General features: G+C 58.5%; 22 protein-coding genes. 12 read left to right on the top strand and 10 right to left on the bottom strand.

Annotation, left to right across the window (positions count from 1 at the left end):
- Positions 1-44 precede the first annotated feature (44 nt).
- Together amn and K5D32_RS01135 are read left to right on the top strand one after the other, a co-directional pair.
- Complete coding sequence (gene amn / locus K5D32_RS01140) at positions 45-1,508, top strand: AMP nucleosidase (RefSeq protein ID WP_221576618.1); 1,464 nt, start codon at positions 45-47, stop codon at positions 1,506-1,508.
- A 65-nt stretch (positions 1,509-1,573) separates the two neighbouring features.
- Positions 1,574-2,200 (top strand): rRNA large subunit pseudouridine synthase E, encoded by a 627-nt coding sequence (locus tag K5D32_RS01135; protein WP_260407083.1) that lies wholly within the window; start codon positions 1,574-1,576, stop codon positions 2,198-2,200.
- Between the two features lie 109 nt (positions 2,201-2,309).
- Here the strand turns inward: K5D32_RS01135 and K5D32_RS01130 are convergent, their stop codons facing one another.
- On the bottom strand, positions 2,310-2,516 hold the full coding sequence (locus K5D32_RS01130) for a DUF2788 domain-containing protein (RefSeq protein ID WP_221593404.1): 207 nt from the start codon (positions 2,514-2,516) through the stop codon (positions 2,310-2,312).
- A 24-nt stretch (positions 2,517-2,540) separates the two neighbouring features.
- A complete protein-coding gene (locus K5D32_RS01125; RefSeq protein WP_025261939.1) occupies positions 2,541-3,020 on the bottom strand; it encodes an Lrp/AsnC family transcriptional regulator in 480 nt (159 codons plus the stop codon).
- A gap of 392 nt (positions 3,021-3,412) precedes the next feature.
- Here K5D32_RS01125 and K5D32_RS01120 point away from each other — a divergent pair, with 392 nt between their 5' ends.
- Positions 3,413-4,531, top strand: a complete 1,119-nt coding sequence (locus K5D32_RS01120; RefSeq protein WP_221599040.1) for a DUF6515 family protein — start codon at positions 3,413-3,415, stop codon at positions 4,529-4,531.
- On the opposite strand, the gene K5D32_RS01115 is transcribed toward K5D32_RS01120, so the two are convergent.
- Both K5D32_RS01115 and K5D32_RS01110 read right to left on the bottom strand, forming a co-directional pair.
- Positions 4,524-5,429, bottom strand: a complete 906-nt coding sequence (locus K5D32_RS01115) for a cation diffusion facilitator family transporter (protein ID WP_221599039.1) — start codon at positions 5,427-5,429, stop codon at positions 4,524-4,526. The genes K5D32_RS01120 and K5D32_RS01115 overlap by 8 nt on opposite strands.
- Positions 5,430-5,451: 22 nt before the next feature.
- On the bottom strand, positions 5,452-5,871 hold the full coding sequence (locus K5D32_RS01110) for a hypothetical protein (RefSeq protein ID WP_025261936.1): 420 nt from the start codon (positions 5,869-5,871) through the stop codon (positions 5,452-5,454).
- Positions 5,872-6,131: 260 nt separating this feature from the next.
- Between K5D32_RS01110 and hrpB the strand changes: the two genes are divergently transcribed.
- From hrpB to K5D32_RS01095, 3 genes are all read left to right on the top strand, one after another.
- Positions 6,132-8,657 (top strand): ATP-dependent helicase HrpB, encoded by a 2,526-nt coding sequence (hrpB, locus tag K5D32_RS01105; protein ID WP_221599038.1) that lies wholly within the window; start codon positions 6,132-6,134, stop codon positions 8,655-8,657.
- A 767-nt stretch (positions 8,658-9,424) separates the two neighbouring features.
- Complete coding sequence (locus K5D32_RS01100) at positions 9,425-9,679, top strand: hypothetical protein (RefSeq protein WP_221558458.1); 255 nt, start codon at positions 9,425-9,427, stop codon at positions 9,677-9,679.
- Between the two features lie 369 nt (positions 9,680-10,048).
- Positions 10,049-10,381, top strand: coding sequence for a hypothetical protein (locus K5D32_RS01095; RefSeq protein WP_221599037.1), 333 nt, complete (start codon positions 10,049-10,051; stop codon positions 10,379-10,381).
- Positions 10,382-10,479: 98 nt separating this feature from the next.
- Here K5D32_RS01095 and K5D32_RS01090 read toward each other — a convergent pair whose 3' ends face one another.
- Positions 10,480-10,962 carry an Lrp/AsnC family transcriptional regulator gene (locus tag K5D32_RS01090; protein WP_025261924.1) on the bottom strand — a complete coding sequence of 161 codons (483 nt, stop codon included), beginning with the start codon at positions 10,960-10,962 and terminating at the stop codon, positions 10,480-10,482.
- Positions 10,963-11,125: 163 nt separating this feature from the next.
- Here K5D32_RS01090 and K5D32_RS01085 point away from each other — a divergent pair, with 163 nt between their 5' ends.
- Positions 11,126-12,166, top strand: coding sequence for a zinc-dependent alcohol dehydrogenase family protein (locus K5D32_RS01085; protein WP_221558455.1), 1,041 nt, complete (start codon positions 11,126-11,128; stop codon positions 12,164-12,166).
- A 20-nt stretch (positions 12,167-12,186) separates the two neighbouring features.
- On the opposite strand, the gene K5D32_RS01080 is transcribed toward K5D32_RS01085, so the two are convergent.
- Together K5D32_RS01080 and K5D32_RS01075 are read right to left on the bottom strand one after the other, a co-directional pair.
- Complete coding sequence (locus K5D32_RS01080; RefSeq protein WP_221599036.1) at positions 12,187-13,359, bottom strand: endonuclease/exonuclease/phosphatase family protein; 1,173 nt, start codon at positions 13,357-13,359, stop codon at positions 12,187-12,189.
- A gap of 36 nt (positions 13,360-13,395) precedes the next feature.
- Positions 13,396-14,046, bottom strand: a complete 651-nt coding sequence (locus tag K5D32_RS01075) for a YciC family protein (protein WP_221576612.1) — start codon at positions 14,044-14,046, stop codon at positions 13,396-13,398.
- Positions 14,047-14,246: 200 nt separating this feature from the next.
- Between K5D32_RS01075 and K5D32_RS01070 the strand changes: the two genes are divergently transcribed.
- The 3 genes from K5D32_RS01070 (at position 14,247) to K5D32_RS01060 (ending at position 16,189) form a co-directional block, all read left to right on the top strand.
- The gene (locus tag K5D32_RS01070; protein ID WP_221599035.1) at positions 14,247-14,930 is read left to right on the top strand and encodes a DUF2076 domain-containing protein; all 684 of its coding nucleotides are present in this window, start codon (positions 14,247-14,249) and stop codon (positions 14,928-14,930) included.
- Positions 14,931-15,071: 141 nt separating this feature from the next.
- A complete protein-coding gene (locus K5D32_RS01065; protein ID WP_025261919.1) occupies positions 15,072-15,548 on the top strand; it encodes an NYN domain-containing protein in 477 nt (158 codons plus the stop codon).
- A 29-nt stretch (positions 15,549-15,577) separates the two neighbouring features.
- Positions 15,578-16,189 (top strand): PolC-type DNA polymerase III, encoded by a 612-nt coding sequence (locus tag K5D32_RS01060; RefSeq protein ID WP_221576690.1) that lies wholly within the window; start codon positions 15,578-15,580, stop codon positions 16,187-16,189.
- Here K5D32_RS01060 and K5D32_RS01055 read toward each other — a convergent pair.
- Positions 16,167-16,655, bottom strand: coding sequence for an Lrp/AsnC family transcriptional regulator (locus tag K5D32_RS01055; RefSeq protein ID WP_221576609.1), 489 nt, complete (start codon positions 16,653-16,655; stop codon positions 16,167-16,169). The genes K5D32_RS01060 and K5D32_RS01055 overlap by 23 nt on opposite strands.
- Before the next feature lie 167 nt (positions 16,656-16,822).
- On the opposite strand from K5D32_RS01055, the gene yedA reads away from it, so the two are divergent.
- Positions 16,823-17,737 carry a drug/metabolite exporter YedA gene (yedA, locus tag K5D32_RS01050; RefSeq protein WP_221599034.1) on the top strand — a complete coding sequence of 305 codons (915 nt, stop codon included), beginning with the start codon at positions 16,823-16,825 and terminating at the stop codon, positions 17,735-17,737.
- Positions 17,738-17,798: 61 nt separating this feature from the next.
- On the top strand, positions 17,799-19,127 hold the full coding sequence (locus K5D32_RS01045; protein WP_221576607.1) for a DEAD/DEAH box helicase: 1,329 nt from the start codon (positions 17,799-17,801) through the stop codon (positions 19,125-19,127).
- 277 nt (positions 19,128-19,404) lie between these two features.
- Here the strand turns inward: K5D32_RS01045 and K5D32_RS01040 are convergent, their stop codons facing one another.
- Entirely contained in the window at positions 19,405-20,640 is a 1,236-nt protein-coding gene (locus K5D32_RS01040) for a TIGR03862 family flavoprotein (RefSeq protein ID WP_221599033.1), read from the bottom strand.
- An 85-nt stretch (positions 20,641-20,725) separates the two neighbouring features.
- Positions 20,726-21,646: a histone deacetylase gene (locus K5D32_RS01035; protein WP_221599032.1), complete on the bottom strand. Its 921-nt coding sequence runs from the start codon at positions 21,644-21,646 to the stop codon at positions 20,726-20,728.
- Between the last annotated feature and the right edge of the window lie 29 nt (positions 21,647-21,675).

Genomic DNA, 21,675 nt, shown 5'->3' with positions numbered 1-21,675 from the left:
ACCCGTTAGGATGAGGGTCTGCAAGATCAGACAGGACCTAAACCGTGACGCAAGCCTTTGTTGTTGTAGAAAGCGCCGAGCAAGCTGTGGAGCGGCTCGCAGAACTGCATGAACGTGCAACCAGTGCCTTGAGCCAGGCGCTCAAGCGCTACCTGAAAGACCGCGTCGAACCCGACGCCGAGCAACGTGCGCTGTTCCGCTACCCGGAATTGCGTCTGACCTACGCCTATCAGGGCGATGTGCCGCTGACGACTCGCGCCTACGCCAAGGTGCAGTTGCCCGGCACCTACAGTGTCACCGTGACTCACCCCAAGGCATTCCGTAAATACCTGCTCGAGCAACTGCGGCCGCTGATGAGTGATTTCACGGTCACCATCGAAGTGGGCGTGAGCGAGCAGAACATTCCTTACCCATACGTGGTCGAGCAGGGCGATGAACTGGCAGGCTCCGGCGTGACCGCCGCTGCGCTGGCCCGTGTTTTCCCCAGCACCGACTTGTCCGCTGCGACCGACGGCATCGCTGATGGCCTTTACGACTGGGCCAATACCGATCCCCTGCCGCTGGCACTGTTCGACGCGGCGCGGGTGGACTTCTCGCTGCGGCGTCTGGTGCATTACACCGGCAGTGACTGGCGTCATGTGCAGCCCTGGATTCTGCTGACCAACTACCACCGCTACGTTGACCAGTTCATCCTGCATGGCCTGGAAAAACTGCGCGAAGACCCGCGTTTCGTGCGCATGGTGTTGCCCGGCAATGTGGTGGTCGACAAGAGCATGGGCGTCGAAGAGGCCCAGGCCATTGTTGCCAGTGTGGTCTGGCACCGTTACCAGATGCCGGCCTATCACCTGATCGCGGAAGATGGTCATGGTGTCACGCTGGTCAATATCGGCGTCGGCCCGTCCAATGCCAAGAACATCACCGATCACCTGGCGGTGCTGCGTCCGCATTGCTGGCTGATGATCGGCCACTGTGGCGGCCTGCGTCAGTCCCAGACCATTGGCGACTATGTGCTGGCTCACGCCTACATGCGTCGCGATGGCATTCTGGATCGCGTACTGCCTCCGCACATTCCGATCCCGGCCCTGGCCGAAGTGCAACTGGCATTGCAGGAATCGGCGGCGCAGATCACCGGCGAACGTGGCGATGATCTCAAGAAGCGCCTGCGCACAGGCACGGTCCTGACCTATGACGACCGTAACTGGGAACTGCGCTGGGCTCAGGAACGTCCGCTCATCAACCTGTCCCGTGCAGTTGCCGTGGATATGGAAAGCGGCACCATCGCAGCTCAAGGCTACCGTCTGCGCGTGCCTTACGGCACATTGCTTTGCGTATCGGACAAGCCTTTGCACAGTGAAATCAAATTGCCGGGTTCGGCCAATGCTTTCTACGAGCGTGCCGTCAGCCAGCATTTGAAGATCGGCATCGCGGCCCTGGACCTGCTGCGTACCGAGTTGCACTCGTTGCACTCACGCAAACTGCGCAGTTTCGACGAGCCGCCGTTCCGTTAAGTGATTGGTATTTATTGAAAGGGCCACTAAAGTGGCCCTTTCTGTTTTCAAGTCTCTAAGTTCCCATGTCCCGCACTCAACGCCCTGTGTCTCGTCGTCCCGCACCCAAGAGTGCCAGTGCTACTCGCCGCGTAACCAAAGCGCCTCCGGCCGAGCCGAAGCTCATCCTGTTCAACAAGCCTTTCGATGTGCTGACGCAATTCAGCGATGGCGAAGGTCGGGCAACGCTCAAGGACTTTATCGACATTCCCGGCGTTTATCCGGCCGGGCGTCTGGACCGCGACAGTGAAGGCTTGCTGCTGCTGACCAACGACGGCCAGCTCCAGGCGCGGATTGCCGACCCCAAACACAAACTGCCCAAAACGTACTGGGTGCAGGTCGAAGGCGAGCCGACCGAGGAGCAACTGCACCAATTGCGTAACGGCGTCGAACTCAACGACGGCCCGACCTTGCCCGCCGAGGCCCGCCAACTGGATGAGCCGCAACTCTGGCCACGCAACCCGCCGGTGCGCTTTCGCAAGAGCGTACCGACCAGTTGGCTGGAGCTGATCATCAAGGAAGGCCGCAACCGGCAAGTGCGGCGCATGACGGCTGCGGTGGGTCTGCCAACCCTGCGGCTGGTGCGGGTCAGGATTGGCGACTGGACGCTGGAGGGGCTGGATCAGGGGCAGTACCGGGAGATCAAGCCCTGACTTGTGTAGGTAGACTGTGTGGGAGCGGATTTATCCGCGAAGACGTCAGGCGATAAATATGTGTGGAATGCACCGGCCTCTTCGCGACTGAAGTCGCTCCCACGGGGGCTCATGAGCCATTCTCGATATAGGCAATCACCAGGCTTTTGATCACGAATGCCATGATGCCCAGACCCAGCACGAAGAACAGGATGAAGGTGCCGAATTTGCCCGCTTTGGATTTCTTCGCCAGATCCCAGACGATAAAGCCCATGAAACAGATCAGGACGCTGACCAGAATGGTCATCATCCATTCTTCGAAAAGCATGGGGTCCATCGTTTGCTCCAGTCCGGGGGCTGTTTAGCTGCGCAGGTGAGTCAAGGGCAATTCAGTGCTGGCCAGTACCTGGTTGAGCACGAAGCTCGACTTGACGCTGGTGACGCCTTCGATGCGGGTAAGATGGCCCAGCAGCAGTTTCTGGTAATGATCCATGTCAGGAACCACCACTTTCAATTGATAATCGGCGTCCATTCCGGTTACCAGGCTGCATTCCTGCACCTGAGGCAGGTTGCGGATCTGTTGCTCGAAATGCTCGAATCGTTCCGGCGTATGGCGATCCATGCCGATCAGCACGTAGGCCGTCAGGTTCAGGCTGAGCTTCTTGCGATCCAGCAAGGCAACCTGACGCACGATATAACCGTCGTCTTCGAGTTGTTTCACGCGGCGTGAGCAGGGCGATGGCGACAGCCCGATACGCTCTGCCAGTTCCTGGTTGGAAATGCGTGCGTCGCGTTGCAGTTCGGCCAAAATGCTCAGGTCATATCTGTCGAGCTTGCTCACGATGTTCCCCTTTGTGAGTTGGATTGCGCTGAATTATTGGTATGAAGTAAAAAATTGCGCAAGTAATGTTTTTGTGAGCAATCTTCGCAATCTTTTGCTGGTCCGGCAGGCCTATTCTTTTCAACAGAATCACTGCCCGGACACAGCGTCCAGCGCGACTCGCCCAATCAGGCAGTCGCGGCCTCCCACCCGACAGGGTCGGCCAGGCCCCCGGGCTACATACAGTCCAGAAGACGTATGAGGTGAGCCGATGTCAAAAGTGTCGCGCCAGGACGAAGTATCTCAAGGGGGCCAATCAGGCCCCCTTTTCTTTGCGTCCTGATAAAGTACGCAGAACGGCGCGCCACTCTTACAGTCTTATTTACGTCTACCCGCGTCCTAGTGAGGAAAGCATGAAATCTGGCATCTGGAAGCTGACGGGGTTAAGTCTGCTGTGTCTGAGCATCAGTGCCCATGCTGTGGCCGATGATGACTCCTTCAAGGACCAGTATCGCGGCAGTTCCGGGGACAATGGGCAACAGCGCAGAATCCAGCAACAGCAGCAGAACCAGCAGTTTCAGGTTGAGCGCCAACAACAGCAGCAGATTCAGCAACAACAGAATCAGCAGCGTCAGGTCGAGCGCCAGCAGCAACAGCAGATCTACCAGCAGCAACAGAATCAGCAACGCCAGATTCAGGATCAGATGCAGCAGCAGCGCAACGTCGAGCGCCAGCAGCAACAGCAGATCTACCAGCAACAACAGAATCAGCAGCGCCAGATCCAGGACCAGCAAAATCAGCAACGTCAGATCGAACGCCAGCAGTTTCAGCAGCACCAGAACAATCTGCCGATCCAGACCGCTCCTCGCGAATCATGGCAAACCCAGCAGCCGCGTCAGGGTTATTACCAGGATAATCCGCGTGGCAATCGCAACTGGCAGGCCGGTAATGGCCGTCCCAATGATCGCTGGGAAGGTCGGCCCGACGGGCGCGGCAATGGCTGGGGCCCAGGCCCGCAGTATCGACCCGGTTATACGATAGACCGGGTTCCCGGCGGTTACTCGCGTGTCCCGTATCGCGGGCAGGATTATTTCTATTCACAAGGTTATTGGTATCGCCCGCAAGGCCCACGCTATGTGGTGGTAACGCCGCCTTATGGCCTGCGCGTACGCAGCCTGCCGTCCTACTCGCAGGAAATCTGGATTGGCAGTTCGCTGCTGTTCTTGGCGGCTGGCACTTACTACGCCTACCAGTCCGACAGTCAGGATTATGTGGTGGTCAACCCGCCACAGAATCAACCGACCTACAGCCAGGCACCTGCGCAGAACGGTTATGACCCTGTTTCCTACCCGCTCAATGGTCAAAGCCCTGAGCAGGTCGAGCTGGATCGTTACCAATGCTACCGCTGGGCCGTAGAACAAAGCGGCTTCGATCCGGCGAACATTACCTCCCAGCCGCAGGCCGAGGTGGTGGATCTGTATCGTCGCTCGATGGGTGCCTGCCTTGCGGGGCGAGGCTACAGCGTCAATTAGGTGATCGGGCCGCAGCCTGCTTCACCACTTCCTGTGGATCGGCATGCACCAACACTTCCGCTTTCGGATACTGCTGGTGTATGGCGCTTTCCACCTGATCGCACAACGCATGAGCGACGCTGAGCGTCAGACTGCCCGGCAACTCCAGATGCAACTGCACGAACCAGCGATTACCGGAAATCCGCGTGCGCAGGTCATGTGCGCCCAGAACACCCGGCACGCTGCACGCCAGTTCCAGCATGTGCTGGCTGACATCGGTCGGCAATTCTTCATCCATCAGCACCGAGACCGTCTCGCGGGCAATTTGAAACGCACTCCACAGAATGTAGACGGCAATTCCCAACCCGAAGTACGCATCCAGTTGTTGCCAGCCGAACAGGGTGAGTGTCAGCGCCAGCAGAATGCTGAAATTAAGCAGAAGATCGGAGCGATAGTGCAGCGAGTCGGCGCGAATGGCTGCCGATCCGGTTTCCTTGATGACCTTGTGTTGCAGCCAGAGCAGCGCCAGGGTCAGGACCAGTGACAACACCATCACAGCGATGCCAAGACCGGCCGCACCTAGCGGTTCGGGGTGCTGAATACGCTGTATGGCCTGAAAGGCAATCAGCCCGGCACTGACAGCAATGAACAGCGCCTGAGCCATGCCCGACAAGGCTTCAGCCTTGCCGTGACCATAACGATGATCTTCATCTGCCGGGCGCAGCGCGTAATGCACCGCCAGCAGATTGAGGAACGAAGCCGCGCCATCCAGCAGCGAATCGGTCAGCCCGGCCAGCAGGCTTACCGAGCCGCTGAACCACCAGGCCACGCCCTTGGCGATGATGAGCGTGCTGGCCACCAGCAGCGATGCCCGCGTTGCAAGGCGCAGCAGGCGGGCGTGTTCGGTGCTGGTGTTCATGACGCGTCCTTGTCGGAGGGCTTCAAGCCGCGGGTTTCAGACCCAGGGTCGCCAGTTGCTCGACGCTGCCCTTGTACTGGATCAGACGAGGGTCGTTGAGCGGCAGGGATTGGCCCAGCTCGCTTTCCAGAATGGCTTGCAGCTTGCTGTTGTCGACACTGCCGTCAGCATTGATTGCCGGTTGCAGCTTCTGCGGATCGACCTGCGCATGCCCGGTCGGCGTGTAGTAGATCGCGCCCGTGGTGAAGTCCACAGCCAGGGCAATAACGCCCGGAATCACATAAAACAACAGGCCGACGGCATCCAGAGCAAGAATGGCCGGATCGATCTTGCCCTCGATCTGCCCGCGGCGATCAGGATAGAAAATGCTGCCGCACGCAGAAATCTGGGTCAAAAGCGTGGCGACCAGAACGCCGCCGATAAAACGGGATGGAATGCGCATGGAGAACTCCTGAAGTGAGGTGGCAACTATACAAGGCAAAGGCTACGTCGCTAAGACTATTGCGTGTTCGGGTGGTTCTTCGCGTCAGCATATATTCATCACGGTAGCTTTCGCCGCGAAAAGGGAGCGATTGCTGTGTGGGAGCGGATTCATCCGCGAAGAGGTCGCCAGAAATAACGCTTTCCCGGATAAATCCGCACCCGCTGACCTTCTGCAAACGCCTGTGCAGCTTATAATCGGTCGCCTGTTCTGGAGCCGCCATGATTTCCTTGCCCATCGATGCTGTCCTGCCGGCCCTGCGCCAGGCGCTGACCTCCCGCCACGAAGCCATCCTCGAAGCCCCGCCCGGTGCGGGCAAGACCACACGAGTGCCGTTGACGATGCTCGATGAGCCGTGGCTGGCCGGGCAAACCATCCTCATGCTCGAACCACGCCGTCTGGCCGCCAGGGCCGCAGCCGAGCGGCTGGCCAGTGAACTGGGAGAGAAGGTTGGGGAAACCGTTGGCTACCGCATTCGGCTGGACAGCAAAGTCGGCCCCAATACCCGCATCGAAGTGGTCACCGAAGGGATTCTGACTCGGCGTCTGCAGGATGATCCGGCGCTGGAAGGCGTTGGGCTGCTGATTTTCGATGAGTTTCACGAGCGCAGTCTGGACGCCGATCTGGCGCTTGCCCTGAGCCTCAACGGTCGCGACCTGTTTCGTGACGAGCAGCCGCTGAAGATTCTGTTGATGTCGGCCACTCTGGAAGGCGAACGCCTGTCCGCGCTGCTGGACGATGCGCCAGTGGTGCGCAGCGAAGGGCGTATGTTCCCGGTGAGCATGCAGTGGGGACGACCCTTTCAGCCCGGCGAGTTCATCGAGCCGCGAGTGGTTCAGACCGTTCTCGATGCGCTGGGCAATGAGTCCGGCAGCCTGCTGGTGTTTCTGCCGGGGCAGGCCGAGATCCGGCGCGTCAATCAGCAACTGGCCGAAGCCTTGGGCGAACGGGCCGATATCCTGCTTTGCCCGCTGCATGGAGAATTGGACCTTGCGGCCCAGCGTGCAGCCATCGAGCCCGCGCCCAAAGGCTCGCGCAAGGTCGTATTGGCGACCAATATCGCGGAAACCAGCCTGACCATCGATGGCGTGCGGGTCGTGATCGATGCCGGTCTGGCGCGGGTGCCGCGTTTCGATCCGGGCAGCGGCATGACACGTCTGGACACCCAGCGCATCTCTCGCGCCAGCGCGACCCAGCGGGCCGGTCGGGCAGGGCGTCTGGAGCCAGGTGTCTGCTATCGACTCTGGTCCGAAGCCCAGCATGACCAACTCGCCGCCTATGGCTCGGCGGAAATCCTCCAGGCGGACCTGGCCGGGCTGGCACTGCAACTGGCGCGCTGGGGCGTGATGCCGGCCCAACTGGTCTGGCTCGATAACCCTCCGACGGCGGCTTATGCACAGGCTCAGGATCTGCTGGTCCGGCTGGGTGCCTTGAGTGATTCGCAGGGCCAGTTGACCACCCACGGTCAGGCGATGGCACAAGTCCCGGCGCATCCTCGAATCGCTCATCTGTTATTGCGCGGTCATGAACTGGGGCTAGGGACTCTGGCCTGTGATGTCGCGGCCTTGCTGGGCGAGCGGGATATCCTGCGCGGCGCCGGAGCCGACGTGCACAGTCGCCTGACTTTGTTGGCCGGAAGCGAGCGCGCCGCCCGTGGTGCTCAAGGCGGTGTGCAGCGGGCCATACAACTGGCGCGTCAATATCGCGGTTACTTGAAGGGCGCTGCAACAACACCGGTCAGCGATCCTGATCATTCACGCTGGCTGGGTTGCCTGCTGGCACTGGCCTATCCCGATCGTGTTGCGCAGCAACGCCGCGCTGGCGGTGCCGAATACAGACTGGCCAACGGTCGTGCAGCCCTGTTCGCGGAAGTCGATGCGCTGATGAAACAACCCTGGCTGGTGATCGCCGACCTTGGCAGTCGTCAGGGCCAGCGCGAAGAGCGGATCTATCTGGCGGCGGAATTCGATCCTGCGCTGTTCGATTCCGTGCTCTCTGAACAGGTAACCGAGTTCGATCAACTGGACTGGGATGAACGCGAAGGCGTATTGCGCGCCGAGCGTCAACGCAAGGTCGGAGAACTGATCCTCAGCCGCGAACCACTGACCGGCCTCGATGAGTCCGCCCGAGGCCAGGCCTTGCTGGGGCTGGTACGACGCAAAGGGCTGGAACTGTTGCCATGGACACCCGAACTTCGCCAATGGCAAGCCCGCGTGACCTTGCTGCGCCAACTGGATCTGGAGAAACAGGACGCCAGCGAGTGGCCGGACGTTTGCGATGCGGCCTTGCTCGACACCCTGGAGTCCTGGCTGCTGCCGTACTTGGGCAAAGTCACCCGACTCAGCCATTTCGGCAACCTGGATTTTTCATCGATCCTGCACAACCTCCTGCCATGGCCACTGCCCCAGCGTCTGGACGAACAGGCTCCCCATCACCTGAGCGTGCCATCCGGCTCATCAGTGCGGCTGGACTACAGCGAATACCCGCCAATCCTCGCCGTGCGCCTGCAAGAACTCTTCGGCCTGTCCGACACCCCACGCATCGCTAATGGCCGACAAATCGTCAAACTGCACCTACTGTCCCCGGCCCGCCGCCCGGTGCAAGTGACGCAAGACCTCGCCAACTTTTGGCGCAGTACTTATGCGGAAGTGAAGAAAGATTTGAAAGGGCGGTATCCGAAGCATTATTGGCCGGATGATCCGTTGGTGGCGGAGGCGACTGCGCGGGTTAAGCCGAGGAAGAGTTAGGAGGGAGATCAACTCCCGTGCTGAGTAGGAGCGGATTTATCCGCGAGACGTGATTGAAGGCGATACATTTCTTTGAGTTCACGGGCCTCTCGCGAATAAATTCGCTCCTACGGATGTTTTTTGATGAGAGCGTGTCAGCACAACATATGATCGACAGAAAGCACACGTGCTTTTTCCTGATAGGTTTTATTTCCCTGGCATCCCTCCAGTCAAATACTCTGGCTTCCCTACTGTTGTTGTACCAGCTCACGAAATCTGCAATCCAAGCCTGCTCAACCAAAGAAGTGATGCCATAGAATTGTCGGTTTCAAATGCTTAAAACGACTGTTTCAGGCGTGAAACGCTGTAATGAGATGTGAGAGTGTTTCAGGTTGTTTCATTCCTGTAGGGTTGTAGCCCGCGATTTAGAAGGGCTGGCCATCCATACAGGTTGAAAGTGGATCCAATTCACAGTTTTTGCACAAGTTATCCACACCTTTGCCATCTTGCAATGTCAAAGTGATCACATTATCTTGTGTGGGATCTCGCTAAAGACACCATATGTTGTGTTTTTGCGAGTGAGCTGCGGATTCAGTAAAGACAGCGGGTATGCGTGCAGAGTTTGGTCGCCGAGCACGCACACCCGCCTACCCTGAACCAATGCGTACATTGGTGGGACGCGCATTAGAGAAAAAACCGGCGCTGGATGTCAACTATTCAGCTCGGTTTTCTGCTCAAGGGTTGCTCCTGCCTAATTGATATATTTAATGACGTAGGAGCACCTAAACGTGCCAAAAAATACTAAACAAACTTCGACTTCCGTGGCCAGCTTGGCTTCCAAAGTTCTTCGCAGCGACAGCGCATCGGCCATTCAGAAGGAGTTGGCTGGTTCGGCTATGGCTCAGGCTTCTACCGGTAAGCAAACCGGTGCAGGTATGGAAACCAAGGCCAGTCACGTCCTTGATAGTAACAAGTACAACGCCACTACCAAGACTCTCGCGGCCTCGGTACTTGCCCAATCGAACAAAGAGCGGGGTGAGTGAAATGGCTCAATATTTCGTGAACCGCAACGCGCAGAGCAACGGTGACCATGAGGTACATACCAACTCGTGTATTTACTTGCCGGCACCCCACAACCGTCTTGATCTCGGTCAGCACACTACCTGTGTAACTGCTGTGCGCCAAGCTCGCAACACGTACCCGCAATCGAATGGTTGCCGGACATGCTCCTCGGTATGTCACACCCAGTAAATAGAGTTTAGAGCTAAGGTTTTTGACTCGTAGGTGAGCCGGTTGCTTTATGGACAGGCTCCCATTTTATTGAGTGTTCCAAACGTTTGCGTTGTGAGCTATTTGGTTTATTGCACATTCGATTTGAAAATGTTTTTGCAGTTTACAAAGGTGTCGGTTCTATGGCTTCTAATTTATTTATGCTTAGCTACACAGTTTCACGAAAAGAAAAAGCAAGTTCTTACGAGAGTGAGCTTTCAAAGGATTTTGCTGATCAAGTTCGCAATAAAATTCTCAATATTGAAAATGGCTGGAATAAACATGCGGAGGTTGAGACAACTTTTACTGGGACGATCCACCTCGATGGTTTTTACAATAAAGCCAGCCTTGCCAAAAAGATTATTTCAAAGGAGATTTCTCCTTTGTTGAAGGATATTCCCTATGACTATAAACCGATCGTTTCCCTTGTATTGCTGGTCAACGGTCTTAATGAGGTAGTGGAGTTCACGCTGTAATCATTTTGGCCCCAAGGATCGGGGCCTACTCGGTAGGTTACGAAGCCTTCGCCTGTCTTGCCCCATTCTTTCCTGATTGCGTCGCATACGAGAGCTGCCTAAATACTCAACAACTCAGTCACCGGCAACCGATTGGTCGTCTTCAATTCCCGCAATGAAAGGTTCGAGCGAATACTCGATACCCCCGGCAGTTTCCTCAGGACTTTTTCGACAAACCGGCTGTAGCTGTCCAGGTCTTTTGCAACCACCTGAAGCAGGAAGTCCGCCTCGCCGGTTGTGTTGTGGCAACTGAGCACTTGTGGGGCCGACTCGATGATCTTTTCAAACCTGGCGGTGGCTTCTTCGCTGTGGTCGGTGCAGGAAATCTGCACGAAGGCCATGACTCCAAGCCCCAGTTTCTTGCGGTTCAGGATGGCTTGGTATCCCTCGATCACTCCGTCTTCTTCAAGGCGTTTCTGTTTTCGCCAGCAGGAGGCTTCGCTGAGGGAAAGCTGTTCCGCCAGTTTGACATTCGACAGCCTGCCGTTGCGCTGCAGTCGATCCGATATTGCAATATCTACCTTGTCCAGCTGTTCGATCATGGCGGAATCTTTCATTTTAAATATTTAAATGAAAGTTAATTTCAATTGTTGCGCGGCGTCAATTGCAGCTTGAAAGGTAATTTCACCGGGTTCATTCATACTGGAGGCGCGATTCAGTCGGTGTTTTTTCGTTGTCGTGCCTGTCCCAGCAGAGGTGTTTTTCATGAAAGCTGTAGTCTACGAAGCCTTTTCCCTGCCGCCGCGTCTCATGACTGTCGAAGACCCGACTCCGGAGCCTCATGGCGTGGTTATTCAGGTGCAGGGCACAGGCGTGTGCCGTAGCGACTGGCACGGTTGGAAGGGGCATGACCCGGACATTCAACTGCCGCATGTTCCGGGGCATGAGCTGGCCGGCATCGTGGCTGAGGTGGGCAAGGACGTTACCAAGTGGAGGATCGGTGATCGCGTGACCGTGCCGTTCGTGGGTGGTTGCGGTGCTTGTCCTGAGTGCAGCAGCGGCAATCAGCAGGTCTGTCATACCCAGTTTCAGCCGGGCTTCACTCACTGGGGTTCCTTCGCCGAATACGTGGGTATCCACAAGGCAGACCTGAATCTGGTCGCGCTTCCCGAGAGCATGGATTTCGCGACGGCGGCCAGCCTGGGTTGCCGCTTCGTCACTTCGTTCCGGGCGGTCGTTGATCAGGGCAGGGTTACGGCGGGTCAGTGGGTCGCGGTTCACGGCTGTGGAGGTGTTGGTTTGTCGGCCGTCATGATTGCTCAAGCCATCGGGGCTAACGTCATTGCCATTGATATCTCGGACGACAAGCTTGAACTGGCCCGCTCGCTCGGTGCTGTTGCGACGGTGAATGCCAGCCGCGTTGCGGATGTCACCGAGGCCGTTCTGGAAATCACCAAGGGTGGCGCTCATGTTTCGCTGGATGCTCTGGGCCATCCGACCACCTGCTTCAACTCCATCAATAATCTGCGTCGTCGTGGCAGGCACGTTCAGGTTGGTTTGATGCTCGCAGACCATGCGAAACCGGCGATTCCGATGAGCAAGGTCATCGCCTATGAGCTGGAAATCTACGGTAGCCACGGCATGCAGGCGCATCGTTATGACGCGATGATCGAGATGATCAGCTCCGGCAAACTGGCTCCGGAGAAACTCGTCGGCAAAACCATCAGCCTGGAGCAGTCCATCGATGCACTGGTGAACATGGATCGGTTCGAGACGGCAGGCGTAACCGTTGTAACGGAGTTCTGATCCCGACCTGATCGTTCGGGCTAGCGCTCGGGCACAAGATCAGAGGCGTTGGGCTTCTCTTCCTGCACGGGCAACAGAAACCGCCCGATGACCGGCAGGTGATCCGAAATCAGCAGCGTGTCATCCCGGCGAACCCTGGCTTCGATACGCTTCAGTTTCGGACTGTGGAACAGATAGTCGACGGTTCTGTCCGGCCCGTTGACTCGCTTGTCGTTGGGGAAGAAGGTCAGCCACTGGCTGCGGTCGATACCGCTGGCTTCGCTGTTGCTGGGGATCATCGGGTATTTGTCCCAGAGCGCATGCAGTTCGCTGTCAGGGTTATAAGGGGCCTGTTGTTCGGCGGGCAGGCGTTGGTACTGGCCCAGAGGCAGCAGGTTGAAGTCGCCGCCGATCAGCCAGGGCGTGCCGCTGCTTTCAAGGGTGTCCAGCAATTTGCCAGTGACCTGGATCTGGCGTTGCAGCGTGTCGTCGCCACGGGTTGGCCTGCTCAGATGGGTGTTGATGACTGCAAGCTGTTCGCCATCGCGCAAGGGCAGGTAGCTCACCAGCAAGGCGGGGCGCGGCTTGAACTGGCGGCTGATGATGTTGGTGTCAGGCAGCGGCAGTTGCAGCCGCTCGGCATGATCGATGCGATAGCGGCTCAGGGTCGCCAGTTTCATGCCGACGCTGCCGCGGATGTGCAGGTCCGGGATGAAGTCGGCTTTCCAGTAGAACGCCTCGGTGCTGCAGGGATACAGATCCGTGACTCGCTCCTGAAGCAGGGCCAGCTGGTTCTGATAATCGGCATTTTTGGCGCCGTCGCTGACTTCCTGCAGCAACACGATATCCGGCTGTTCGTCCCGAATGACGCGGGCCACTTCATCGAGGTCATAGGCGATATCTTCGTGGGTCGGGCGCTCGTCTTCGCCGCTGCCATCGGCCATGTCGTACCAGAAGACGTAACGCTTGCCCGCCAGATACTGGATGTTCCAGGTCATGACTTTCAGCGCCTGGCCCGGCATCAGCGGTGGTGCCTGGGAGGTGCAGATGGCCGTGACCGGTTCCCGGTCTTCCGGACGCCAGGTCAGGCTATGGATCATTGCCAGCACAAGGCCGGTCAGGGTCAGGGCAATGAGTGTCAGGCGCAAGAGTAAACGGGGCATCGGCTCGGCTTGGAGCGCATGGCGCTCGGTGTCGGGTTCGCGAACGAGCATAGCCGAGCTGCCAGTCCCTGGCAGCCGTTTCGTGGCTCAAGCCTTGTTCGAAGGTTCGCTGATCAGCATGAACAGACGGAATATCACGACAGTAATGAACAGTTGCAGGAAGCTGCCGATGCTGTCGAGTATCAGGGATACCGCAGGGCTCTGGGGCTCGGGGAACAGGTAAAGCCCCAGGCCTTCGAGCAATGACAGGGGAATGTAGACCCCCAGCACACAGGCCAGAATGCGCATGAAATGGCCGGTGGTCATCAGCATGCTTTCGCGCATCGCCATGAAGGGCGTCAGCTTGCGCATGACCAGCAGGTACTCGCTGAAAGCCAGCTTGACCATCACCCACAGGCCGGGAATGACGAACAGCGACAGCCCGAACAGAATCAGCAGGGTGCTGATGGCCGACAGCACGGCGAAGGTCGGCCACAGGCGCAGGGTCATTGCCAGCAGGTCCCGGGTCGCAGGAGCCTCGCCTCGCGTGCGGGCATCGAGAAAGAGGATCAGCGCGCCCGTGTAGAGCGGATAGAACAGCAGGCCGATCAACAGCTCATAAGCGAAGGGGGCTTCAGTGCCCAGGGCCTGTTTGGCCAGGGCTTCAAGCACCACCAGCGGCAGGCACAGCATCAGGATGCTTCCCAGGTTTTGCCGGAAGAAGTACAGCGAGTCCTGGATAACGTTCAGCGGGTTCATGTGGATAAGTCGCAGGCAAAAAAGCAGGCGACACTGTAGCCCATGCCTTTTGTCGAACCAAGAGTGGCAATGACAGGGAGGGTGGCTTTCTTAACTTTTTGTTCATCCGGTTGAAGCGCGCTTGTCCAGCCCCATTACCTGAGTGAAGTCCACTCATTCGACTGGACGAAGATTTCCAACGGCAATCCAGCGAGGTCGCCATGAACAGCGAAGAGCAAACCCTGATCGACGAACTTTTCTCCAGGCTGAAAAGTGCCGAAACAGCCTCGACTCCCCGTGACCCAGGGGCCGAAGCGCGGATCAAGGAGCATCTTGCCCACCAGCCCGGCGCTCCTTATTACATGGCGCAGGCGATTCTGGTTCAGGAAGCGGCAGTCAACCAGTTGAATCAGCAGCTCAGGCAACGCGACGAGCAGATCCAGCAGCTTCAGGCCGAACTCCAGCAGGCCAGGGGCCAGGCTTCGTCTGCCCAGGCCAGTGGTGGTTTTCTGTCGAGCATTTTCGGTGGCAGCCCGTCACGTGCTCCGCAGTCCCAGCCTTCCCCGGCTTCCAGCGGCGGCTGGCGGGATGGTGCCGGTTTCAACCCGCCACCTGCCCAGCAAGGCAATTATGCCCAGCCACCTGCTGCGCCCAGAGGCACCGGGTTTCTTGGCGGTGCTCTGCAGACCGCAGCCGGTGTGGCGGGCGGGGTGATGCTGGCTCAAGGTATCAGCAGCCTGTTTGGACATCACAGCCAGCCTGAAGAAATAGTTGAAGTCATTCACGATCAGCCCATGCAAAGTAATGATTCGGGCAATTGGGGGCAGCAGGATCAGCAATACATGGCTGATGACAACTATGACGATGGCGGTGGCATGTTTTCGGACGATGATTCCTTCGTCTGAGTCGCAATGGTGTCGCGGGCAACCTGCTTCCATGACGTGTCGAGGTGGTTTGCCCGTCGCTGCTTGAGCCGCGGTCTTTTTCATCTCATGGCATACTGCTGCACCGGCTGACGAATTTTGTCCGCGTCATGAGGAATTGCGGTGAAGAAAATCGCGGTGTTTGCTGATGTACAGAACCTCTATTACACCGTGCGCCAGGCGCATGGTTGTCACTTCAATTACGCCGCGTTGTGGGCGGATATCAGCTCGCGCGGGCAGATAGTCGAGGCATTTGCCTATGCCATCGATCGCGGTGACAGCAAACAGCAGCAATTCCAGCAGATCCTTCGCAACCTGGGATTCACCGTCAAACTCAAACCATATATCCAGCGCAGTGATGGTTCGGCCAAAGGCGACTGGGATGTGGGGATCACCATCGATATCATGGACGTCGCGCCGCAGGTGGATGAGGTGGTGCTGGCGTCCGGTGACGGCGATTTCGATCTGCTGCTCGAACGCATCATCGCCAAGCACGGCGTCGAGGCGGTTGCCTACGGGGTTCCTGGGTTGACGGCCAACTCACTGATTCGTGCCGCCAGCCGCTACATTCCCATCGAAGGCGCGTTGTTGCTCAAATGATGGTCATTTTTTAAGGATTGCACCCCGTGTTGGAACGTATCGCTGTCATCGACTTTGAAACCACCGGTATCTCTCCCGGCCATAACTGCCGGGCTACCGAGATTGCCGTGGTGATCATGGAGCAGGGGCGTATCGTCGATCGCTATCAGAGCCTGATGAACGCCGGGGTGCGTATTCCAGCCTTTATCGAAGGTCTGACCGGTATCAGCAACAATATGATCCGCACCGCGCCGTCGGCTGAGCGGGTGATGAATGATGTCTGTGATTTTGTCGGTGCAACGCCGCTGGTGGCGCACAACGCTTCGTTCGACCAGAAGTTCTGGGATTACGAACTGTCACGCATCCAGCGCACCCGCGAGCAAAGCTTCGCCTGTTCGATGTTGCTGGCGCGCCGCCTGATGCCGGGAGCACCCAACCACAAGCTCGGCACCCTCACGAGCTATGCCCGCCTGCCCAACACCGGCAAGGCTCACCGGGCCATGGCCGATGCCGAGATGGCCGCCAACCTGACGGCTTACCTGACCAACGAACTGCGCCAGACCCACGGCATCGCCGGGGTTTCCCATCAGTTGTTGTGTTCGCTACAGAAAGTCCCTGCGGCAAAAATCAGCGAGGCGCTCAAGCGTCAGCGTGGTTTTTAGCTTTCTCCTGCCTGCCGTTATTCTCCAGATGTTTGAAAGGCAAGCGGCGCTCCACGGCTGTGGACAGAATGATTGAGGTCTTGCTGAAGCCAAACTGCGCGATGCGGTTGATCAGGTCTTCAAGGTGAGGCATTGAGTCCACGGCGGCACGAATGATCACGCACGGATCGCCGGTCACCCGATGACACTGGATCAGTTCGGGAAGCTTCCATAACTCGTCATAGGCCTGCTGGTTGCCGTGGCTGGCCATGCGCAGTTCGATGATGCATTGAATCGGCAGGCCCACTTTCGCCAGATCGACCTTGGCTTCGTAACCGGTAATGACGCCACAGGCTTCCAGCTTGGCTACGCGCTCGGCGACCGCCGGTGCCGACAGGTTGACCTGTCGTGCCAGTTGAGCAAAAGAAGCCCGGCCATTTTCCATCAAGGCCGCGAGCAGAATCCGGTCGTATTTATCCAGTGTCATGGCGCACCTCCAGACTTGTTTTGTTCGGTTTTTCCAATGAAAGGAAAAATCCCTAAATAACCATCGAATAAAAAGTTTAATACCGATTTAAACAGGTTTTACTGCTTATGAGCCTGCATTTGCCTTCATACAATAAGTGACCATAACAAATCCTCATCGAGCCTGACATGCCTGCTTCTCGTCGCTTTCCCTTGTTGCTGATTGGTGCCTTCATGGCGCTTTACCTGATCTGGGGTTCCACTTATCTGGTGATTCGTATCGGTGTGGAGTCCTGGCCTCCGTTGATGCTGGCGGGAGTGCGTTTCACGCTGGCGGGCAGCCTGATGTATGGCTATCTGCGCTATCGCGGCGTACCTGCACCGACCTGGACACAATGGAAGTCGTCTGCGGCCATCGGGTTCTTGCTGCTGACGTGTGGTAATGGCGGTGTGACGCTTGCCGAGCATGCGGGTGTGGCTTCAGGTATTGCCGCGCTGGCGGTTGCGACTGTGCCACTGTTCACTTTGCTGTTCGGGCTGCTGTGGGGTAATCGCACGACAAATCTTGAATGGGCCGGGATATTCCTCGGCATGACAGGCATCGCCTTGCTCAACCTGGGCTCCAACCTGCAAGCCAGCCCATACGGCGCGGTGTTACTGCTCTTCGCTGCGGCGAGCTGGGCCTTCGGTTCGGTCTGGAGCAAGCATTTGCCTTTGCCAGCAGGGCCGATGGCCAGTGGCACGCAGATGATCGCAGCAGGCGTCATGCTGTTGCTGGGCAGCGCCTTGAGTGGCGAGCGCATGGAGCATATGCCGAGCGCTGCCGGTTGGGGCGCGCTGGCCTATCTGGTGGTGTTCGGCTCGGTCATTGGCTTCAGCGCTTATATCTACCTGCTCAAGAATGTGCGTCCGGCGGCGGCGACCAGCTATGCCTACGTCAACCCGGCCGTTGCGGTGATGCTGGGCGTGCTGTTTGCCGGGGAGACGATTGCGTCTGAAGAGTGCCTGGCGATGCTGGTCATCATCGGGGCTGTGGTGCTGATTGGTCTGCCGCAATGGCGCAAGCCGAAGCAGCAAGAGGCTGGATCGGCACGCGTGAGCTAACCTGCGAGGGCCGGACAGGGTAAACTGCGCGCCTTGCAGTGAATTCCCCAACGGTACCCCCATGACATTCGCCTCTCTCGGCCTGATCGAACCCTTGCTGCGTGCCCTCGATGCACTTGGCTACCAGACCCCGACGCCTGTTCAGGCACAGGCGATTCCTCCGGTGCTGGCTGGCCGTGACCTGATGGCCGCCGCCCAGACCGGCACTGGCAAGACTGCCGGTTTTGCTTTGCCGCTGTTGCAGCGCCTGACCATGGAAGGCCCGAAAGTCGCCCCCAACTCGGTGCGTGCCCTGGTACTGGCGCCGACCCGCGAGCTGGCCGAGCAGGTGCATGAAAGCATTCGCCAATACGCCGAACATCTGCCGTTGAGCACTTATGCGGTGTATGGCGGCGTCAGCATCAACCCGCAAATGATGAAGCTGCGCAAGGGCGTGGATGTTCTGGTCGCTACGCCAGGCCGTTTGCTGGACCTGCACCGCCAGAACGCGGTCAAGTTTTCGCAGCTGCAAACCCTGATCCTCGATGAAGCCGATCGCATGCTGGACCTGGGTTTTGCCGAAGAACTGCGCGGGATTTATGCCGCGCTGCCCAAGCGTCGCCAGACCTTGCTGTTCTCCGCCACCTTCTCCGACGAGATCCGTCTGCTGGCCTCGCAGATGCTCGACGATCCCCTGAGCATTGAAGTCAGCCCGCGCAATGTGGCGGCGTCTTCGGTCAAGCAGTGGGTGGTGCCGGTAGACAAGAAGCGCAAGAGCGAGCTGTTCATCCACCTGCTGAAAAAGCAGCGCTGGGGCCAGGTGCTGGTATTCGCCAAGACCCGCGTCGGTGTCGACCAACTGGTTGAGCGTCTGCAAGGGCTGGGCATCAACGCCGATGGCATTCACGGAGACAAGCCACAGGCAACTCGTCAGCGTGCTCTGGATCGTTTCAAGGCCAGTGAAGTGCAGATTCTGGTGGCGACCGATGTGGCGGCCCGTGGTCTGGATATCGATGATCTGCCGACCGTGGTCAACCTGGATTTGCCTATTGTTGCCGAGGATTACATCCACCGCATCGGGCGTACCGGGCGTGCGGGGCTTACCGGGGAAGCGATTTCGCTGGTCTGCGCCGATGAAGTCGAGCTGCTGTCGGCGATTGAAGTGCTGACCCGCCAGACGCTGGTGCGCAAGGAAGAGCAGGATTTCGAGCCGGAACATCGTGTGCCGACCACCGACGCCAGCGGGCAGATTCTCAAGAAACCCAAGAAACCGAAAAAACCCAAGGTCTCAGGCGGCAAGCGCAACCTGGGCAAGTGGGTCGACAGCGGAGATAGCGAGCCTGCGCCAGTGGTCAAGGCGGTGCGCAAGGTGCCGGTGTTCAATACCGGGCCGCGCAAGAAAAAGCCTTGATTGAGTAGGAGATCACCCGCCGCCTTGGCGCCGCGCTGTCGCGCAGCAAACAGAGGACGGTGTAGGAGCGCGCTTGCCCGCGATCGAGTGCGCAGCGCTCGCAAAATCTACGACTGCTACGCAGCCGGTCGCGGGCAAGCGCGCTCCTACAGAAAAACGTTTTAATTCATGATGTTGCGTTTATGTTTGATGAGAGCGGATTTATCCGCGAGACGTCACTGAAGGCGATAAGTCTTCTTCAGGTGTACGGGCCTCTCGCGAATGAATTCGCTCCTGCTTATTTGTTGCACCAATCAATGATTCCGAACCCGGCAGCCCGGCCGCTGGCAAAGCAGGCGGTCAGCAAGTAGCCGCCGGTCGGGGCTTCCCAGTCAAGCATCTCGCCGGCGCAGAACACGCCCGGCAGTTGCTTGAGCATCAAAGCCTCGTTCAGCCCCTCGAAGGTCACGCCGCCTGCGGTGCTGATCGCCTCATCGAGCGGACGCGGTTTGATCAGGGTCAGAGGCAGTGCCTTGATGGCTTTGCCCAGCAAGGCTGGATCGTCAAAGGCTTCCTTGGTCGCCAGTTCACGCAGCAGCGCGGCCTTGACGCCGTCCAGACCTAACTGGCTTTGCAGATGCTTGGACATCGAGCGCGAGCCGCGAGGCTTGCTCAGGGCTTTTTGCACATCGCTGAGCGTCTTGCCGGGCAACAGATCGATCTGTACCGTCGCCGAGCCTGCACGGTTGATCTGCTCACGAATCCGCGCCGAAAGCGCATAAATCAGGCTGCCTTCCACACCGGTTTCTGTCAGCACGCATTCGCCAAGGCGAGGCGTGTCGTCTGGCAGGCCGATGGCGATATTTTTCAGCGGCGCGCCCGCGAACTTGCTGCGCAGCAGTTCGCTCCAGGCCGAGACTTCAAAACCGCAGTTGGCTGCCTGCAACGGCGTAATCTCAACGCCGCGTTCCTGCAGCCACGGCAGCCAGGCGCCATCGGAACCCAGGCGCGCCCAACTGGCGCCGCCCAGCGCGAGCAAGGTTGCATCGGGCTTGAGGGCCAGTTCACCCTGCGCCGAGGCAACGCGCAGACTGCCATCGGCATTCCAGCCCAGCCAGCGATGGCGGTTATGAATCACCACGCCCGCTTCGCGCAAGCGCTTGAGCCAGGCTCGCAGCAGCGGGGCGGCTTTCATATCGGTGGGGAACACACGACCCGAACTGCCCACGAAGGTCTGAATGCCTAACTCATGAATCCATGCGCACAGCGCATCGGCATCAAAGCTGCGCAGCAAGGGCGCGATCATCGGCGCACGTTCGGCGTAGCGCGACAGAAACGCCGGGTAAGGCTCCGAATGCGTGATATTCATCCCGCCCACGCCCGCCAGCAGAAACTTGCGCCCTACCGACGGCATGGCGTCATACAGATCGACCTTGATCCCGGCCTGGCTCAACACCTCAGCCGCCATCAACCCCGCAGGCCCGCCTCCGATGATGGCGACGGATGAAGGCTTTGAGGATTTTGAGTCGGTCATGGTGAGCGGGGTGTCAGTGAGGAGAGGCTGGGCATTCTACCCGAGATTCAAATATTGGCCTTGAGGCATCTATGCTGACATGGATTTAACCCAACCCCATCTCCACCCAGACCCGCTGCGCGCTGTGATGCAGGATGCCGTGTCGGCGAGCCAGGGCTTTGCGGTCTTTGCTGTAGCCGCCGCCGATAACGCCCATCACGGGGATATCACGGCCCAGGCAGTGTCGCATGACGGTTTCATCCCGTGCGGCCAGGCCTTGGTCGGTCAGTTGCAGGTACCCGAGGGCATCGTCCTTGTGCACATCCACGCCTGCGTCATAAAGCACCAGATCCGGCTGGTAGATCGGCAGCAGGTAGTTGAGCAGGTCGTCGACGACTTTCAGGTAGTCCGCATCGCCCATGCCCATGGGCAGCGGAATGTCCCAGTCGCTTTGGGCCTTGCGGGCCGGGAAGTTCTTTTCACAATGCAGCGACACGGTAATGGCGTCTTCGGTGTCGGCGAGGATGCGCGCCGTGCCGTCGCCCTGATGCACATCGCAGTCGAAGATCAGCACTTTATTCACGCGACCGCTGGCCAACAGGTAATGGCTGATGACGGCCAGGTCGTTGAAGATGCAGAACCCGGCGGGGTAATCGTAGTGTGCGTGATGAGTGCCGCCAGCCAGATGGCAGGCCAGACCATGCTTGAGCGCCTGCTCGGCTGTCAGCAGAGAACCGCCCACTGCCCGAATGGTGCGTCGCGCCAGGTCTTCGCTCCAGGGCAGGCCCAGTCGGCGTTGGTCCTCGCGTGACAGGTCGCCGCTCAGGTAACGCTGAATATAGGAAGGGTCATGAGCCAGTGCCAGAATGTCGGCCGGGCACAGTTCCGGGCGCAGAAGCTGGGTGTCCCGAACCAGGCCGCTGTCGACCAGGTGATCGCGCAGCAGGCGGAACTTGTCCATGGGGAAGCGATGGTCAGCCGGGAAGTGCGGGCTGTAATCATCATGATAGATAAGCGGCAGGGACATTTTTCGTCCGGTCAGGGGTCGAAGCCGGA

The sequence above is a fragment of the Pseudomonas cichorii genome (assembly GCF_019719005.1).
GTDB lineage: Bacteria > Pseudomonadota > Gammaproteobacteria > Pseudomonadales > Pseudomonadaceae > Aquipseudomonas > Aquipseudomonas cichorii_E.
The sequence above is the reverse complement of the archived record's forward strand: the minus strand, read 5'-3'. Positions and strand labels throughout refer to the sequence as shown.

Excerpts from the sequence above, each read along its gene's own strand:
- K5D32_RS01075 (WP_221576612.1), bottom strand. The coding sequence starts at position 14,046 with ATGAACCCGCTGAACGTTATCCAGGACTCGCTGTACTTCTTCCGGCAA.
- K5D32_RS01095 (WP_221599037.1), top strand. The coding sequence starts at position 10,049 with ATGGCTTCTAATTTATTTATGCTTAGCTACACAGTTTCACGAAAAGAA.
- K5D32_RS01130 (WP_221593404.1), bottom strand. The coding sequence starts at position 2,516 with ATGGACCCCATGCTTTTCGAAGAATGGATGATGACCATTCTGGTCAGC.
- K5D32_RS01055 (WP_221576609.1), bottom strand. The coding sequence starts at position 16,655 with ATGACACTGGATAAATACGACCGGATTCTGCTCGCGGCCTTGATGGAA.
- K5D32_RS01040 (WP_221599033.1), bottom strand. The coding sequence starts at position 20,640 with ATGACCGACTCAAAATCCTCAAAGCCTTCATCCGTCGCCATCATCGGA.
- K5D32_RS01120 (WP_221599040.1), top strand. The coding sequence starts at position 3,413 with ATGAAATCTGGCATCTGGAAGCTGACGGGGTTAAGTCTGCTGTGTCTG.
- K5D32_RS01070 (WP_221599035.1), top strand. The coding sequence starts at position 14,247 with ATGAACAGCGAAGAGCAAACCCTGATCGACGAACTTTTCTCCAGGCTG.
- K5D32_RS01090 (WP_025261924.1), bottom strand. The coding sequence starts at position 10,962 with ATGATCGAACAGCTGGACAAGGTAGATATTGCAATATCGGATCGACTG.
- K5D32_RS01035 (WP_221599032.1), bottom strand. The coding sequence starts at position 21,646 with ATGTCCCTGCCGCTTATCTATCATGATGATTACAGCCCGCACTTCCCG.
- K5D32_RS01085 (WP_221558455.1), top strand. The coding sequence starts at position 11,126 with ATGAAAGCTGTAGTCTACGAAGCCTTTTCCCTGCCGCCGCGTCTCATG.
- yedA (WP_221599034.1), top strand. The coding sequence starts at position 16,823 with ATGCCTGCTTCTCGTCGCTTTCCCTTGTTGCTGATTGGTGCCTTCATG.
- K5D32_RS01110 (WP_025261936.1), bottom strand. The coding sequence starts at position 5,871 with ATGCGCATTCCATCCCGTTTTATCGGCGGCGTTCTGGTCGCCACGCTT.
- K5D32_RS01080 (WP_221599036.1), bottom strand. The coding sequence starts at position 13,359 with ATGCTCGTTCGCGAACCCGACACCGAGCGCCATGCGCTCCAAGCCGAG.
- K5D32_RS01135 (WP_260407083.1), top strand. The coding sequence starts at position 1,574 with ATGTCCCGCACTCAACGCCCTGTGTCTCGTCGTCCCGCACCCAAGAGT.
- K5D32_RS01045 (WP_221576607.1), top strand. The coding sequence starts at position 17,799 with ATGACATTCGCCTCTCTCGGCCTGATCGAACCCTTGCTGCGTGCCCTC.
- hrpB (WP_221599038.1), top strand. The coding sequence starts at position 6,132 with ATGATTTCCTTGCCCATCGATGCTGTCCTGCCGGCCCTGCGCCAGGCG.
- K5D32_RS01115 (WP_221599039.1), bottom strand. The coding sequence starts at position 5,429 with ATGAACACCAGCACCGAACACGCCCGCCTGCTGCGCCTTGCAACGCGG.